The 14,752-nt window shown below is 48.5% G+C and carries 16 protein-coding genes; 1 reads left to right on the top strand and 15 read right to left on the bottom strand.

The genetic code is table 11. The annotated features are described in order from the left end of the window. Position 1: 1 nt before the first annotated feature. From C7R91_RS25595 to C7R91_RS25645, 11 genes are all read right to left on the bottom strand, one after another. The gene (locus tag C7R91_RS25595; protein WP_047074143.1) at positions 2-892 is read right to left on the bottom strand and encodes a serine hydrolase; all 891 of its coding nucleotides are present in this window, start codon (positions 890-892) and stop codon (positions 2-4) included. Positions 893-963: 71 nt separating this feature from the next. After that, positions 964-2,607, bottom strand: a complete 1,644-nt coding sequence (locus tag C7R91_RS25600; RefSeq protein ID WP_047074145.1) for a peptide ABC transporter substrate-binding protein — start codon at positions 2,605-2,607, stop codon at positions 964-966. Between the two features lie 222 nt (positions 2,608-2,829). After that, complete coding sequence (locus tag C7R91_RS25605; protein ID WP_007729617.1) at positions 2,830-3,111, bottom strand: DUF2325 domain-containing protein; 282 nt, start codon at positions 3,109-3,111, stop codon at positions 2,830-2,832. 36 nt (positions 3,112-3,147) lie between these two features. After that, positions 3,148-3,342, bottom strand: a complete 195-nt coding sequence (locus C7R91_RS25610) for a YezD family protein (RefSeq protein WP_047074147.1) — start codon at positions 3,340-3,342, stop codon at positions 3,148-3,150. A 333-nt stretch (positions 3,343-3,675) separates the two neighbouring features. Beyond that, positions 3,676-4,641 carry an ABC transporter ATP-binding protein gene (locus tag C7R91_RS25615; protein WP_304363577.1) on the bottom strand — a complete coding sequence of 322 codons (966 nt, stop codon included), beginning with the start codon at positions 4,639-4,641 and terminating at the stop codon, positions 3,676-3,678. Beyond that, the gene (locus C7R91_RS25620) at positions 4,631-5,617 is read right to left on the bottom strand and encodes an ABC transporter ATP-binding protein (protein WP_047074150.1); all 987 of its coding nucleotides are present in this window, start codon (positions 5,615-5,617) and stop codon (positions 4,631-4,633) included. Before C7R91_RS25620 ends, C7R91_RS25615 begins: the two co-directional genes overlap by 11 nt. 305 nt (positions 5,618-5,922) lie before the next feature. Further along, positions 5,923-6,849 carry an oligopeptide ABC transporter permease gene (gene opp4C, locus C7R91_RS25625; RefSeq protein WP_047074152.1) on the bottom strand — a complete coding sequence of 309 codons (927 nt, stop codon included), beginning with the start codon at positions 6,847-6,849 and terminating at the stop codon, positions 5,923-5,925. An 11-nt stretch (positions 6,850-6,860) separates the two neighbouring features. Further along, on the bottom strand, positions 6,861-7,817 hold the full coding sequence (locus C7R91_RS25630; RefSeq protein WP_047074154.1) for an ABC transporter permease: 957 nt from the start codon (positions 7,815-7,817) through the stop codon (positions 6,861-6,863). An 86-nt stretch (positions 7,818-7,903) separates the two neighbouring features. Next, on the bottom strand, positions 7,904-9,652 hold the full coding sequence (locus C7R91_RS25635; RefSeq protein WP_047074156.1) for an ABC transporter substrate-binding protein: 1,749 nt from the start codon (positions 9,650-9,652) through the stop codon (positions 7,904-7,906). A gap of 165 nt (positions 9,653-9,817) precedes the next feature. Next, the gene (locus C7R91_RS25640) at positions 9,818-10,762 is read right to left on the bottom strand and encodes a phosphotransferase family protein (protein ID WP_047074158.1); all 945 of its coding nucleotides are present in this window, start codon (positions 10,760-10,762) and stop codon (positions 9,818-9,820) included. Positions 10,763-10,775: 13 nt separating this feature from the next. Further along, complete coding sequence (locus tag C7R91_RS25645; protein WP_047074317.1) at positions 10,776-11,432, bottom strand: TetR/AcrR family transcriptional regulator; 657 nt, start codon at positions 11,430-11,432, stop codon at positions 10,776-10,778. A 117-nt stretch (positions 11,433-11,549) separates the two neighbouring features. Between C7R91_RS25645 and C7R91_RS25650 the strand changes: the two genes are divergently transcribed. Next, positions 11,550-11,921, top strand: a complete 372-nt coding sequence (locus tag C7R91_RS25650; RefSeq protein WP_047074159.1) for a hypothetical protein — start codon at positions 11,550-11,552, stop codon at positions 11,919-11,921. Between the two features lie 514 nt (positions 11,922-12,435). Here C7R91_RS25650 and C7R91_RS25660 read toward each other — a convergent pair. From C7R91_RS25660 to C7R91_RS25675, 4 genes are all read right to left on the bottom strand, one after another. After that, a complete protein-coding gene (locus tag C7R91_RS25660) occupies positions 12,436-12,822 on the bottom strand; it encodes a VOC family protein (protein ID WP_083995231.1) in 387 nt (128 codons plus the stop codon). Between the two features lie 122 nt (positions 12,823-12,944). Continuing rightward, positions 12,945-13,670 (bottom strand): metal-dependent hydrolase, encoded by a 726-nt coding sequence (locus C7R91_RS25665; protein WP_047074161.1) that lies wholly within the window; start codon positions 13,668-13,670, stop codon positions 12,945-12,947. A 16-nt stretch (positions 13,671-13,686) separates the two neighbouring features. After that, the gene (locus C7R91_RS25670) at positions 13,687-14,064 is read right to left on the bottom strand and encodes a carboxymuconolactone decarboxylase family protein (protein WP_047074162.1); all 378 of its coding nucleotides are present in this window, start codon (positions 14,062-14,064) and stop codon (positions 13,687-13,689) included. Next, the gene (locus C7R91_RS25675; RefSeq protein ID WP_047074164.1) at positions 14,045-14,476 is read right to left on the bottom strand and encodes a MerR family transcriptional regulator; all 432 of its coding nucleotides are present in this window, start codon (positions 14,474-14,476) and stop codon (positions 14,045-14,047) included. Before C7R91_RS25675 ends, C7R91_RS25670 begins: the two co-directional genes overlap by 20 nt. Positions 14,477-14,752: the final 276 nt, after the last annotated feature.

Genomic DNA, 14,752 nt, shown 5'->3' on the forward strand with positions numbered 1-14,752 from the left:
ATCAACTCCCCATCGCTTGCTCATAAATTGCTTTTGCAACACGGGCGATGGTTAGCTCTGCGGCTTCTTTGTCAGTTACACCGCGTGACAATGCCGTGATCGCAATCATTCCTTTTCCTTCAGGCAAATAAATGATTCCAGCATCATTGACGACCGTATTGACGGTCCCTGTCTTATGCGCGACCTTTGTTCCTTCTGGCAACAAGTACGGCAGACGGCTGTTGTAATGCTGACGTCGCATGATGTCTTGCATCAGCTCGCAGGAGGCCTCCGTGAGAATTTCTTTTCGCGCAATCATGATAAGAAGGCGATTCAGCTCGGCTGGTGTCGCTACGTTATTATCACGGGTAGGCATCGATACATCGCGGATCAATTCGTAATTGCCTGACTCTTCCCGTCGCATGAACTCATCGAACCCTGCCTGCGAAGGTGCAGGCTCGTTCATACCCACACAATGGTTGAGGAGCTCCCAGCAATTATGCGGCAAATGAATCTGCGAGAGACCCAGCTCATGCATGTGCTCATTCACCTTGTCGATGCCGCCGATCAGCTCAATGATTTGGTCTGTCGCATAGTTATCGCTGACAATCGTCATCAGTGTCGCCAAGTCTTTCACCGTCAAGGCTGCTCCGGCATCCAGCTCTTGCAAAATGCCTGACCCCGGCACGCGATCCTCCCATTTTAATGTCACACGTTGGTCGAGGCGGATTCGTCCTGCTTCCACCTCGCGCATCAAGGTGACCATGATCGGAATTTTGAATGTACTCGCCAGTTGAAACAACTCTTCATCCAAATGCCCTGCTGTCTCTCCTGTTTCCAAATGCACAGCTGCGATTCCAAAAATACCGGGCGCTTCCTTCAGCTCGTTTTCTACTGCTTGCTGCCATGTCATGAAAATTCCTCCCCCATCGCTCCCGAAACGGCCCACACATGGATTTTCGTATCGGCCATTTCTTTTCAGCGCTATTGTTCTTTGTATCCCCATTTGAAGTCGATGTAGCCCAAAGGATCGACTGTGATGCCTTTTACTTTTTCATTTTGTACCCAGGAATTGACGCTGGAGTACACACCTGTGACCGGCATTTCTTCCATCAAGATGCTCTCCGCTTCGACCAGATACTGATTGCGCTTGGCCTCATCTGGCTCGGCGTACGCCTTTTTCACCAGCTCAACGTATTTCTCGTTAAACCAAAAGGTGGAGTTATTGGAGCTGTACTTCTCCATCATCAGCTCCAGGAAGTTGACGGAATCATTGTAATCACCCGTCCAGCCTGTTCGGGAAATCATGTACTTCCCCTGCTCCTGATCGTCAAACATGACCTTCAATTCTTTGTTGATCAGCTTGACGTCCACACCGAGAGCTTGCTTCCATTGAGCCTGCAACGCTTCGGCAATCTTCTTGTTGAGGTCGGAGGTATTGTAGAGATAGGTGATTTCGGGAAGCTTGGTGATGCCCATCTCCTTCATTCCTTCTGCCAATAACTGTTTCGCCGTCTCCACGTCGTTATCCTTGAAATATCCCTCCGGCTTCAGAGAGGCGGATAACGGGACGAAGCCCATCAAGGGAGTCTGCCCGGCTTGACCGATGTTTTCTGCGATGTCACTGCGGTTGATCGCGTAGGCAAACGCTTTGCGGATTTTGCTATTCGTGAATGGCGGCTTCTGTGTCTGGAATAAGAGATAGTAGTTGGTCGCACGTTGCATAGTTTGCAGCTTGCCTTCGTCGCGCAACGGTCCAATGGCATCCGCGGGCAGACCGCTAATCGGGCCGCCAGCCCAATCCAGCTCGCCACTATTGAACAGCTCCAGCTCGGTATTGGTATCTTCAATCATGGAAAACTCGATTTCGTTAAACTTCACGACGTCTTTGTCCCAATAGTGCTCGTTTTTAGCCAGCTCAATCTTGTTTTTATGCTCCCAATTCACCAGCTTAAACGGCCCATTGGTCACGATGGACTCAGGCTTTTTCGCCCAATCGGGATTGGCTTCTACCACCTTTTGGTTGACCGGATAGTAGAAGGTCGCAAGTGTCAGGAAGTAAGGAGTAGGGTTTTCCAAGGTGACTTGCAGTGTCTTGTCATTGACGACCTTGATGCCGACATCCTCCGCTTTCGCCTTCCCTTCATAAAAGGCACGGGCATTTTTGATCGGATAATACTTGTAGGCGGAGCCACTGGCTGTCTTCGGATTGAGCACGCGCATCCAACCAAAGGCGAAGTCTTGAGCCGTAACCGAGTCGCCATTGCTCCACTTGCTGTCGCGCAGTGTAAAGGTGTACACCTTTTTGTCCTTAGATACTTGAATGTCGGATGCAACAGAATTGACTGGCTTGCCATCCTTGTCCAATCGAACGAGCCCGTCGTACAGCGAACGGATGAAGGCACCGGAAATCACATCGTTGGACATGCCTGAATCAAGTGTTTCAGGCTCTGCGGCATTCATATGCAAGGTCTGCTCTGCCGCAGACTGCACAGTTGCCTGCTGTACTGGCGCTGGTTGCTGCTGGGTGTCTGGCGCGGTTTGAGTCGGCGTATTGCCGCTGCTACAGCCTGCAAATAGTCCCGTAAGCAATACGAAGAGACTTGTCATGACAACTGGTCTTTTCATGCTGTACCCCCCTGTTTGAGTCGGATAACCGGATATTAAATAAATATTCTGCAAATTTTATGCCATTCGTGTTTTCGGTTGTTCTTTTGTTGATTTTATTCCCTGCTGAATACTTTTACCCGAGTCATTCTGACAAGTTTCTACTAGTAGTCTCTGTCACGCAAAAAAGAAGTATTCATCCTTGAATACTTCTATTCATCCGCGCATATTGGGCTGTCCTCTCTAGCTTATCGCTGGTTCGTACATGGCTACCGCATCACATGACCGTCGGCAAAAAACGATCGGGACGTGCTTTTGCTTCGCCAGCTTCTTGATATTTTTGCTCAAGCTGTGACTGACGAAGTTAATAAAGACAAGAACGAGCTCTGTATCAGAAGGAATCGTCGCCTTCACATCGGATTTTTTGCGACCCGATACGTGATAGACATTCTGGAACCCTTTGTTCTGCAACAAGCTCTCGATTTCTGCTACCCGATCTCCTCCTACCACAAGAACGCCTGCCATAGTCCTTCCTCCTCTCTTTTTTCCACGCCTACCCATCTATTTTCCGGTCCCCGCTTGCGGAATCTTTGCCCCAGGCTTTTCCGCCGTAAGTCTGTATTTTTCCGTTCGCTCAATCTGAACGACCTGTGAATCGTGAACCACAATATGTATGGACCCGTATTCCAGACCGTCCAGTGCGCGTGCAATTTTCTCTAATAAGAGATCGTCCAGGGGAAGTTCATTTTTGGCCATGGGGATCACCCTCCTGTTTCGTAATAATCAATGTATATTATTCCTACCTAATTACTTTGTTTTATAGCCTGATAATACCTCTTGATCCCGATTGCTGTCAATGTCGAACAGTTCGGACATCAAGAGGCTTTTCTCACCTCATTTTCCTTTGATTGACGAAAAGCTCCCTGCGCAACTAGACAGCTTGGTTGTCTTTGTCCTCGCGGGAGCTTTCGGTCGACCGATCAGCCAATTTAACAAAAACCGATACATTTACTATGATATAAAAATATTACCATATATTTCTGCAATCGGTCAATGCCCGTGCAGTTCTTCGTTTCCCTATGATTCCCGTTACACCAAGTGACAGGCAACAAATCTGTCTGTGCTAACCTCCCGAAAAGCAGGCACTTCCTGTCGGCAAATGTCTTTCACATACGGGCAGCGCGTGTGGAATTTGCACCCTGTCGGAGGATTCGCCGGACTTGGCATGTCTCCCTGCAGGACGATGCGTTCACGCTTTTTCTTTGGGATCGGGAGAGGGACAGAGGAGAGCAATGCTTTGGTGTACGGATGAAGCGGCTCCAAAAACAATTCATCCCGAGGTGCCAGCTCCAGCAGTGACCCCAAATACATAACCCCGATCCTCGTGCACAGATGCTCCACAACGCTCAAATCATGAGAAATAAATAAGTACGTCAGCTTCCTTTGCTCCTGCAACTCTGCAAACAAATTGATGATTTGGGCTTGGATCGACACATCCAGTGCAGATACTGGCTCATCCGCGACGATAAAATCAGGGTTCATCATAATGGCCCGCGCGATACCGATCCGTTGACGCTGACCACCCGAGAACTCATGCGGATACCGATCGACATGATACGTCGCCAATCCACATAAAGCCATGACCTCTAAGACTCTTTCTCTGACCTCCGCTTGTGGGAGCAGCCCGTGATCAAGCAGCGCTTCCCCCAGTGCTTCTCCGATTCGGACGCGCGGATTCAGGGAGCTGTACGGGTCTTGAAAAATATATTGCATCCGGGGGCGCAAAGCTCGGAGCTCTTGACGATTCAAGGCGTGCACATCGATACCCTGGAAGCGGACTTCTCCCTCTGTCTTTTCCAAAAGGCGCAGGATGGTGCGACCTGTCGTGCTTTTCCCGCTGCCGGATTCACCGACCAGCCCGAACGTCTCCCCTTTTTGGATGGAAAAGCTGACGTCATCCACCGCTTTTACATGGCCGATCGTCCTGCCTAAAAGCCCTCCGGTAATCGGGTAATATTTTTTCAATCGGTGCACTTCCAGCAAGTTATTTTCCACGGGTGATCTCCTCCTCATACAGCCAGCACGCGACCTTTCTGCCGTCTCCCCCGTCACGCAAAGGCGGCTGCTTCACCCGGCAAATGTCCAAGCACTGATCGCATCGGTCAAGAAAATAGCAGGATTCGCCGAGGGTCGTCGGATTCGGCACTTGACCAGGGATGGAATACAGCTTGGCTTTGCGTTGATTCAACACAGGCTTGGAGCGAAGCAAGCCTTGTGTATATGGATGCTTCGGCTCCTCGAACAGCTCGACGACAGGAGATACCTCTACTACTTTCCCTGCGTACATCACGACCACATGATCAGCCATTTCCGCAACGACCCCCAGATCGTGCGTGATAAAAAGAATCGCAGTTTGGGATTCCTCCTTGATTTTGAGCAGCAGATCGAGAATTTGCGCCTGAATGGTCACATCCAAAGCAGTCGTCGGCTCATCGGCGATCAACAGGCGGGGATTGCAGGATATTGCGATAGCAATCATAATGCGTTGCAGCATGCCCCCGCTCAATTCATGGGGGTACGATTTGGCGATTTCTTTTGCCCGTGGGATTCCAACTAGCTCGATTAGCTCAACAGCTCGCGCTTGAGCTGCTTTTTTGCTTACGCCCTGATGCTCCATGATCGGCTCCATGATTTGCTCACCGATGGTCAGTACGGGATTGAGGGACGACATCGGCTCCTGAAAAATCATGGCTAACTCGTTGCCACGGAGTTTTCGCATTTCTTCTTTGCTGACTTTTCGCAGATCACGGCCTGCAAACCATATCTCACCCGAAACGATACTGCCTACCGCCTCTGGGATCAGTCCCATCAATGACATGGCTGCCGCGCTTTTGCCGCAGCCTGACTCGCCTACGATGCATACGGTCTCTCCTTCATGGACGCGCAGATCGAGGGCATCGACTGCTTTGACCACGCCTTGCTCGGACTTGAAGTAGGTGCTTAGATTTTGGATTTCGACTAGAGCATTCATGCTTGGCTCACCTGCCTTTTTTATAAAAGTAGCTGTAGTGGAGGGGGAGAAGTGATTTCCAGTCTACGCTTCGGCCTACGCCCCGCAAGGGGGTATCACTGTCCGCTTCGAAAAAAATGTCGGGAGCGCTTCAAACGTTGAAGTTTCGGGGAAGTAGTCCATAAGTGAAGCTGAAATTCCCCGCCATTTTTTCCGAAGCTAGGCTGGGCTCCAGAGGCGCTTGGACTGGAAATCACTTCTCCCTACGCTACTCCAGTTCTCTTGAGAGTAGATTCAAGATGGTGACAACACTTCAATAACCCTTATCAACGCTTCTGCTTCGGGTCCAAAGCATCTCGCAATCCATCCCCTAGCAGATTTATCGAGATGACAGTAGCAAAAATAGCAATACCCGGAGGAACCCACAACCACGGTCTTTTCTGAAAATCGATTAAAGTATTCGCTGCATCCATCATGTTGCCCCAAGTCGGCGTTGGCGGGACGACTCCGAGGCCGAAGTACGATAATACGGATTCGCTCAGGATCGCACCGCCGACGTTCAAGGTAGCAACAACAATCAAGAGCGGTGTCAGATTGGGCAGCAAATGGAAGAATAGCTTGCGTCTGTCGCGCAGACCGAGTACTTCTGCTGCTTGCATGAATTCACTTTCGCGCAAGGTGAGCATTTGGCTGCGGACCATTCGCGCCAAGCCGGGCCAGCCGATCAGGCTCAGCATGACCATGACGATGTAAATGCGGTAGTCGGTCGGGATTTTCCACTCGGAGAGGACTGCGCCCATAATAAACAAGAGCGGCAGACCAGGAATGGTCATCAGCACGTCTGCTACACGCATGATCACTTGATCGACCCACCCGCGGTAAAAGCCTGCCAGTGCACCGAGAAGGGCGCCAATGGAAACGGAGAGCACCATGGAGGCGATGCCGACTGTCAATGAGATTCGGCCAGCCTGCATCAACCGCGTCAAAATGTCTCTGCCCAAGCTGTCCGTTCCGAGCCAATGGGAGAAGCTTGGCGGTTTGTTGATCATGGCCGTATTAATCTTGCCGGATGCGTACGGAGAAAAAAACGGACCGATGAAGCATACCGCTGCCATGACGAGTAAAAACACAAGTCCAACCATGGCCAGACGCTTCTTTTTCAGTCGCAAAAACGCCTCGTGCCACAAGGACGAACGCAATGCTACCTGCTCCGGTCTCGTCACCTCCGCTATTTCACTTACCGTTGATGCCATCGTTTTCCCTCCTATTTCAACCGAACGCGCGGGTCAGCCACTCTGTACAGCAAATCAGCAGATAAGTTTCCGATGACGGTGAGAATCGCCAGGAACATCGTAAAGCCCATCAAGAGCGGGTAGTCCCGTACAGAAAACGCCTGCATGTACAACTGTCCGACACCGGGCCAGTTAAAGATTTTTTCCGTAATGATCGCCCCGCCGAACAATGCTGGCAGCTCAAAGCCTAGCAGTGTAATGGCAGGCAGGAGCGCATTGCGCAGCGCGTGCTTGTGCAGGACGACTTTTTCCTTCAGCCCTTTTGCCCGGGCCGTGCGCACGAAGTCTTGTTGAATGACCTCCAGCATGTTCGTTCGGAAATAGCGAGTCAGCGTCCCTACGCTCAGCAAAGTCAGCACCGTCACAGGTAAAAACATATGCTGAACCACGTCCCACGCATAAGCAAGCCCTGTCTCCTTGCTGCCGATCGTCATCATGCCCCCTGCGGGAAACAGCTTGGCATCGACGGCAAACATTTTAATAAACAGCAGCCCGACGAAGAAGACAGGCAGCGACATCGCGGCAAAAACACCGATCGTCACGAGCGCATCGAACCAGGAATGCTGCCTTGCAGCAGACAGAACTCCGATTGAGATCGCGATCAGCCACGTAAAAAAGGTGGAGGTAATCGCCAGCAAAAATGAATTCCAGATGTAATCGTTCAATAGCGACATCACCGGCTGCTGGTATTGCAGAGAATAACCAAAATCGCCTTGGAGGGCGTTTTTCATCCAGATGAAATAACGTTCGACGACAGGCTTATCCAGCCCGTACATCGCTTTTAGCTCCAGCTTTCGTTCGGCTGTCAGCTTGGGACTCGTATCGACAAAATCACCGGGCGTTAGGGCATACAAGAAAAAAATTAAAATGGATGCGCCGAAGAGCGTCAACGCCATGTAAAAGACCCTTTTCAGGAAGTAGGACGTCATCGTTGGCCTCCTTTCATGCTTGGGGAAAAAAGAAAGCCCAGCCCCAGGGCCGGGCACAACATTCGTGAGTCAGTTACTCGAACTTGCTACTCAATTTTGATGCCAGGCAGGCTGGTCGAAATGCCCGTGAACGGATTCGGTTCCAAGCCCTTGATCTTGCCGTTGTGCGCAGACAAAATTTTGCGGTAGCCGAGGAAGATGTACGGTGGGTCATCGCTCAGCTCTTTGTACAGGTCTTTGTAGATCGCTTTGCGCTTCTCGATGTCCAGCGTAGATAGACCTGCTTCCAGCAATTCGTCTACTTTGGCATTGGAGTAGCCATTTGTTCCGGTAAATCCGCTCTTGCCCTTTTTCGTCGAGAAGGCCTCTACACCGTCGTCCGGATCGATCAGCATCGTGGTCGAGAACGAAGCGAGGTCGTGATCTCCTTTTTCCGTCCGTGCCAAAACGGCGTTGTAGTCCATCATTTCTGCTTCAAACTGGATGCCCAGCTCTTTGTAGTTTTCTTTGGCAATGGGGATCAGAACCTCTCCAAGCTTTCCTTTCGTTGTGTAGTAATGCACGATCAGCTTTTGTCCGTCTTTTTCGCGGATACCATCGGCCCCCGGCTTCCAGCCCGCTTCATCCAGGAGTTGCTTCGCCTTTTCTGGATTGTAGGCGTACGGATTGACATCCTCCGTATAGGCCCACGAAACAGGGCTGATCGGTACATTGGCGACTTGCGCGTATCCTTGATAAGTCAGGTCCAGAATCTTTTGGCGATCCAGTCCGTAGATGAAGGCTTGACGGACGCGCTTGTCTTTGAAAAATGGCTTAGAATGATTGAACTTGATGTACGAATAAGCACTGGATGTGTACAGATTGATATTCACGTATCCCAGCTGTTGCAACTGCTCAATGTTATCCGAGTTGACGGTAAAGGAGTTGTAGTCCATTTCTCCTGTCTGGATAAACTGCAGAGCGTCACCCTCGGTCGTCTTGTAGATAAAGTGCTCGACTTGCGGCTTGCCCGCGTAATAATGCTCGTTTGCGAGATAGCGGACTTCTTGACCAGGAATGTACGCCTCGAATTTGTAAGGTCCAGCTCCCAATGGCTTGCCGTGCAAGGTGCGGAGATACTCCAGATCGCCTGGTTTGTACTCCTTGCCGTAGTACGCCTTGGAGAGCACCTGCCCGCCTAACAGGACGAGAGACTTGGCGTTCACTTTCTCCGTCGTGATCTGGATCGTCTGTGGATCAATCACCTTGATCCCTTCGATCGTGTTCGCTTTGCCTTCCTTGTATTCACGACCACCCTTGATACTTGCAACGAAAATGTCTGTTTCGCCGTCGTACGTTTTGTCGTGCAGAACCGTCAGTGTAAAGGCTACATCCTCTGCCGTCAGCGGTGAACCATCACTGAATTTCAGATTCGGTCTCAGGTGGAACGTATACGTGAGCTGGTCAGGAGATACATCCCATTTTTCCGCGAGTTTAGGTACTGGCTTTCCTGTCGCATCGACATCCACCAGTGATTCAAAAATCGCTGCGGAAACGTTGCCATCGTAGCCGTTGTGGTAAAAAAACGGGTTAAACACGCCGCCTGGCTCCGTCAATCCCGCAATGAATGTGTCTGTCCTTTTGGCTGCTGCTTCCGGCAGCTTGGATAAATCCGTTGCCAAATTGATGCCGTCTTTTATGTCTTGCACCTTGCTGGCAGCAGGCGCTGATGCTTCTGTCGACGGAGTCGCCGTTTGTGTCGAGGTAGCCGGCGCACTGCCTTCGGAGCTGCACCCTGTGACCAGTAGCGTCCCTAGCAGCAAAGTTGAAATGATCTGCGAAAGCCTTTTTTTCATGATGATCCTCCTTCATATCCACTCACTCAGTGAAACCGCTCCTCCGGTGGTCCGGTCGGATCAAAAGATGATACCTTATAATTCTTACCCGTTTACTATGAATTAGATTATAGGTATCTACACCTGATCAAGTCAACATTTTTTTCCAAACAAAAAAAGCCCCGATTATTCGAGGCTCTCATAAGTGGCATGTCTTTTATACGGAATGCCTAGTTTTTCACACGCCTGCATCACAAATAGAGCATGTCGCTCGCGCATGGTTTTCTCTACTCTTTTTTCCAATCCCCAATCAGATAGATTCGAAGCTGGCCGCAGTGCAGCACACAAATCCCAATACGGAAGCTGACTGTAATCGATTGTCTTGCTGGCAGATTGATAGTGAAGGGTAAAATCATTCATAGCCTCCACTCCAAATGCCCACAAAATCTCCAGTCTGGCATTGCCGAGATCAGACAAGGGGTCGCCGATCGCAGCGTCCTCCCAATCGATGACAGCAGCCAGTTTTTCTTCCTTCCACATCGTATTTCCCGGCCAGAAATCGCCATGCAAAAGGGATGCTGCATTCGCTTGGGGCAGCGGCCAAACGGACTCCAACACTTCGCGAATGAGTCCCTCATCCAATGATTTGTCCAGGATCGCAGGTCTTTTGTGGAGCTTTTCCGTTATCGCTTCTTCTTGTTTCGGCAAATAAGTGTCCGCTAGCCTAGAAGCGTCTACTGAATGAATGCGAGTCAGCACCATAGCTGCTTGTTGCAGAAAGCTGGACAAGTCGGCTGGCGCGGTAACTGTCTGTCCATCTATGAATTCGATGACAAGGCACGGTGTGGGAAACATATCGCTGGATGCTTCGAGGTGATAAGGCGTTGGAGTCGGCAAGCCAGCTGCCTTCAGTATTTGCAAAAGTTTGAATTCATCTGATGCGATCTGCGGATTTCGTTTGAGGTCAGCCTGGCCATGCTCGCGGACGACTACTTTTTTCTTCGTGCCGTCAGGGGTCTCCATTTCAAGCGCGGTGACCTGTGCAGAAATCCCGCCTTTTAGCTCCCATGCACGAAGGAGCTTGGCTGACGGGTTCATATTATGTACCAGGCGTGTCCATTTCTCATCCATTGTTTTACCCCCTTTATGCTCCACTGTCTGATTGTTTGTACAGTCCTACTTTCATCATTTCCATATACGATTCTAATTCCGCAAAAAAGGATTGGACATGTGCAAAGCCTTTGTCGCTGGCGTCGTAGTTTTCGCGGACGTACTTTTGCGTCAATGCCTCTACAGCCGACAGCAAAAAATGCAGCGCCTTCTGTGGATCGAACTGCGCTTTGATCAATGACGTATCGACTTGATCCAAAAACAAGGGAAGATATCGCGCATTGAACTGGGCCTCTCTGTCTTCGATCTCAGCCCGGCATTCCTCAGGATAATCAAAAAAGGTCGCTACTGCCATTTGATAAATAGCTGGTTCCTCGGCGAAGAGTGCCATTTTCGCATGATTGACGTGAAGAAATCGCGCAAAAAAGTCCTCCGGCGCCGCTTCCATTCGCGTCTGTATATAGGCAAAAAAACGTTCGATACAAGCATCGACAATCGCGAGAAACAATCCCTTTTTATTCCCGAAAAAGTGGAACAGCATCCCCTTTGATACGCCTGCGTTCTGGACGATTTGATTGGTGGAGCCTCGTTCGTAGCCTTTCGCGGAAAATTCAACAAGGGCCGCTTCCAACAGCTTTCGCTTGTTCGGCTCCAGCGTTTCGTCTTGCCAGATTGCTTTTATGTCCGTCACCTTCTCCCCGTTCTTCTTTTCCCTATCATAACGCATATTGACCAGGTGGTCAAAGCGGAGTTATACTTTCCTCGAAGACTTCATCATCCCTATTCCACCACAAGGAAGTGATGCCTGATGACACGGACTTTGCCCGTATTCGCCCGTATCATCCTTGGATTGATTTTGCTTGGAGCAGGTGTGAATGGCTACATCGTCTTGTTTGGATTCGAGCCTATCTTCCCAACGAGTCCTGCCGCCATGAAGCTTTTGCAAGGGTACCTGCTCGTCTTGGTCAAAACCGTCGAAATCATCTGTGGATTGCTATTCCTGACCAACCGCTTCGTCCCACTGGCCCTAACCGCCACTGCTCCTCTTGCTGTCAACATCTTGACGTTCCACCTGTTTGTCGATCCCGATATGCTTACTATGGGACTGATTGTCGCGATATTGGAAGTGTATTTGCTGTGGAGTTATCGTCGTAGTTTTCGTCAGTTGATGACGATGTAGAAAAAAAGTTGTATTCCATCGGTTGTGGTCGGGAGAAGCCCTGCCACATATTTTCCAGTCGCCTGTATCCTCACTACGTTCGGGCGGTCTCCTTCCAAACATGTGGCAGGGCTTCCGAACAGCTGTAGATTTTTTCGTGGGTTTAAAACGTTTTGCAAGTTAACGCAAGGAAAGCTTCTGAAAGGCCAATTCAATTAGAAAAAATCATCTTAGAACCACTTCTCAACGAATTAGCTTAAGCTACGTAGGAAGAAGCGAATTTCCAGTCCAAGCGCCTCTGGAGCCCACCCCAGCTTCGGAAAAAATGGCGGGGAATTTCAGCTTCACTTATGAATGACCTCCTCGAAACTTCTACGTTTGAAGCGCTCCCGCCATTTTTTCCGAAGCGGACAGTGTATACTCCTTGCGGGGCGTACGCCGAAGCGTAGACTGGAAATTCGCTTCTTCCCCCACTACAGTAACGTTTATAAACATAAAAAGGGCCGGTACCAGGAGGTGTACCGGCTTTTCAATATCATCTTTTCGGTAAATTAATCTGCCATGATAATCCGTAACGATCTTGAACCCATCCGAACTTTTCACTGAACGGATATTGCCCGAGCGGCATGAGTACTTGTCCATCCAAGGAAAGCTGTCCAAAAACCCGATCAGTCTCTTCCTCCGTATCGCAGTCCACAAACAACGAAATCGCCGGAGTAAAGGCATGATAGTCACCGTTCGTATTGTCGATACACATGAAGGTCTGGTCTTTTAAGGTGAAGGTGGCGTGCAGGACTTGTCCATTCTCGTGATGCATGATCTGCTTGATTTCGGAGCGATCAAAAATAGAAGTGTAAAACTTCATCGCTTCTTCCGCTTGTCCGTGGAACATGAAAAACGTAGTGATAGCTTGCACTGACAATCACTCCTTTTCGTGATGTTATACATCTCCATTCTGCCCGTTCCTCCAATATGCATAACTCTGCTTCACACTAGAAAGTCATTGCCGTTATAACATCCTTAACTGAATACTATCTCTCTTTCTCATTTATCGTGATTGATAACAACAGTATCACCAGGACTTATATCATAAACCGTTAAATCTTTAACATCAGAAAGCAAAGCAGAGAGTTCGCTTGGCCGACCAGTTAAAAAATCAAATACACCAAAATGTGTAGGGATGACATTTTTTATATTTAGCAAGCGGACTGCCTTAGCAGCCTCTCGGGGAGACATCGTATAAGCATCACCGATAGGCAATAGTGCCAGGTCTGGAACGTATAATTCAGCAATTAGAGCCATATCACCAAATACGTTTGTATCCCCAGCGTGATAGACAGTGTATCCATTTTCGAATTTGATTACGTACCCCATAGGCTCCCCACCATAGAGAATCTGATCACCATCAACGAAAGCCGAGGAATGGTCTGCATGTACAGCAGTAACCGCAATATCTTCAAATTGTCGAGTTCCACCTTTATTTATCGCAACAATATTTTGAACACCTTTTTTCTGGAGAATAAAAGCCAGTTCCCAACCTGCCAATACGCTGGCACCTGTTTTTTGCGCAAGCCAAACGGCATCTTCAGCATGATCTCGATGTGCATGTGTTAAAAAAATGTAATCTACTTTTTCTATGTTTTTAATCGTTTCGGGACAGGAGGGATTGTTTTTAATCCATGGATCAATAAGTATTTTTTTATTTCCAGATGTTTTTATATAAAATCCGCCAAAACCAAGCCATGTAAAAGAAATATTTCGGTTTAACATGTTGATACTCCCCCTTTTAAAAACTTCTATCTGTAAAAACTTCCTTAGCTGCGTTCAGTCCATTTAATGCGGCGGGGAAACCAGCATAAACGGCCATTTGCATCATTATTTCCATGATCTCTTCTTTTGTGCATCCAACATTTAAGGCACCGTTAATATGAACTTTCAGTTGAGGGATTGCGTACCCAAGAGCGGTTAAGGCTGCAACAGTCGCAATCTCACGAGATTTCAAGTCCAATCCTGGCCGGCTATAGATGTCTCCAAACGGGAATTCAACTAATAAACGTTCAAAGTCAGGGGCGATTCCTTTCAAAAACTCACGAGTATGAACACCAGATTCTCCGACAACCTGATTCATTACTTGTGAACCGACTTCATACCTTATTTCTGCCATCTTTAAAATCCTCCGCTTCTTTGTTATCTGTACCTTCAATGTAACTCTCATAAAATGAAATTTTTTGAGTTACGGCATTTATAAACAATTCAATATTTCGTTGTTGTTCGAGCAACTTATTCCGATGATCCATAAGAATCGAAAGTCGATTCCTAACTGGTTCTTTGGGCATCTCCCCGGCTTCCAAACGTTCAAGAATGCAGCCATCTTTTGTGAACTCCGAAATATCTTCAAGTGACATCCCTGTTTTTTTGAGAGTCGCCATGAAAATAAGAAAGTTTACATCAGAATCCCTAAATTCGCGTATTCCATTTTTGGATCTCTTTATTTTAGGAAATAACCCACTTCTTTCATAAAATCGAATGGTATGTGCAGAAAGCCCGGTTCTTTCCGCAGCTTCTTTAATATTCATTTCGAGGAGCTCCTTCTGTTGTCGACTTGGTCCAATCTTACACCTTTGAGTTGACTCTAAGTCAAGTTGCCCGTTTGCTTAACCCATTCATTCTAGAACTTTATTATCACTGAACATCACCTGATTATTGTTCGTTGACATTAGAGTAAGTAAATTTACATTAGACTTGGTAAAGAGTATAAAGTTTTTCTTTGCGATTAAAGTCATGTTAATAAGTCGAGTGAAATTCAGGTATGCATATCTGTTTTTCCTCGGCTTATTTTTATTTTCAAGCCA

It is taken from the genome of Brevibacillus formosus (genome assembly GCF_003013405.1).
GTDB lineage: Bacteria > Bacillota > Bacilli > Brevibacillales > Brevibacillaceae > Brevibacillus > Brevibacillus formosus.

What these genes read in the sequence shown, in the direction of transcription:
- C7R91_RS25605 (WP_007729617.1), bottom strand. Translation starts at nt 3,111, where the DNA reads ATGGCAGGCGTTCTTGTGGTAGGAGGAGATCGGGTAGCAGAAATCGAG.
- C7R91_RS25665 (WP_047074161.1), bottom strand. Translation starts at nt 13,670, where the DNA reads ATGTTAAACCGAAATATTTCTTTTACATGGCTTGGTTTTGGCGGATTT.
- C7R91_RS25630 (WP_047074154.1), bottom strand. Translation starts at nt 7,817, where the DNA reads ATGACGTCCTACTTCCTGAAAAGGGTCTTTTACATGGCGTTGACGCTC.
- C7R91_RS25620 (WP_047074150.1), bottom strand. Translation starts at nt 5,617, where the DNA reads ATGAATGCTCTAGTCGAAATCCAAAATCTAAGCACCTACTTCAAGTCC.
- C7R91_RS25610 (WP_047074147.1), bottom strand. Translation starts at nt 3,342, where the DNA reads ATGGCCAAAAATGAACTTCCCCTGGACGATCTCTTATTAGAGAAAATT.
- C7R91_RS25670 (WP_047074162.1), bottom strand. Translation starts at nt 14,064, where the DNA reads ATGGCAGAAATAAGGTATGAAGTCGGTTCACAAGTAATGAATCAGGTT.
- C7R91_RS25650 (WP_047074159.1), top strand. Translation starts at nt 11,550, where the DNA reads ATGACACGGACTTTGCCCGTATTCGCCCGTATCATCCTTGGATTGATT.
- C7R91_RS25600 (WP_047074145.1), bottom strand. Translation starts at nt 2,607, where the DNA reads ATGAAAAGACCAGTTGTCATGACAAGTCTCTTCGTATTGCTTACGGGA.
- C7R91_RS25595 (WP_047074143.1), bottom strand. Translation starts at nt 892, where the DNA reads ATGACATGGCAGCAAGCAGTAGAAAACGAGCTGAAGGAAGCGCCCGGT.
- opp4C (WP_047074152.1), bottom strand. Translation starts at nt 6,849, where the DNA reads ATGGCATCAACGGTAAGTGAAATAGCGGAGGTGACGAGACCGGAGCAG.
- C7R91_RS25635 (WP_047074156.1), bottom strand. Translation starts at nt 9,652, where the DNA reads ATGAAAAAAAGGCTTTCGCAGATCATTTCAACTTTGCTGCTAGGGACG.
- C7R91_RS25675 (WP_047074164.1), bottom strand. Translation starts at nt 14,476, where the DNA reads ATGAATATTAAAGAAGCTGCGGAAAGAACCGGGCTTTCTGCACATACC.
- C7R91_RS25640 (WP_047074158.1), bottom strand. Translation starts at nt 10,762, where the DNA reads ATGGATGAGAAATGGACACGCCTGGTACATAATATGAACCCGTCAGCC.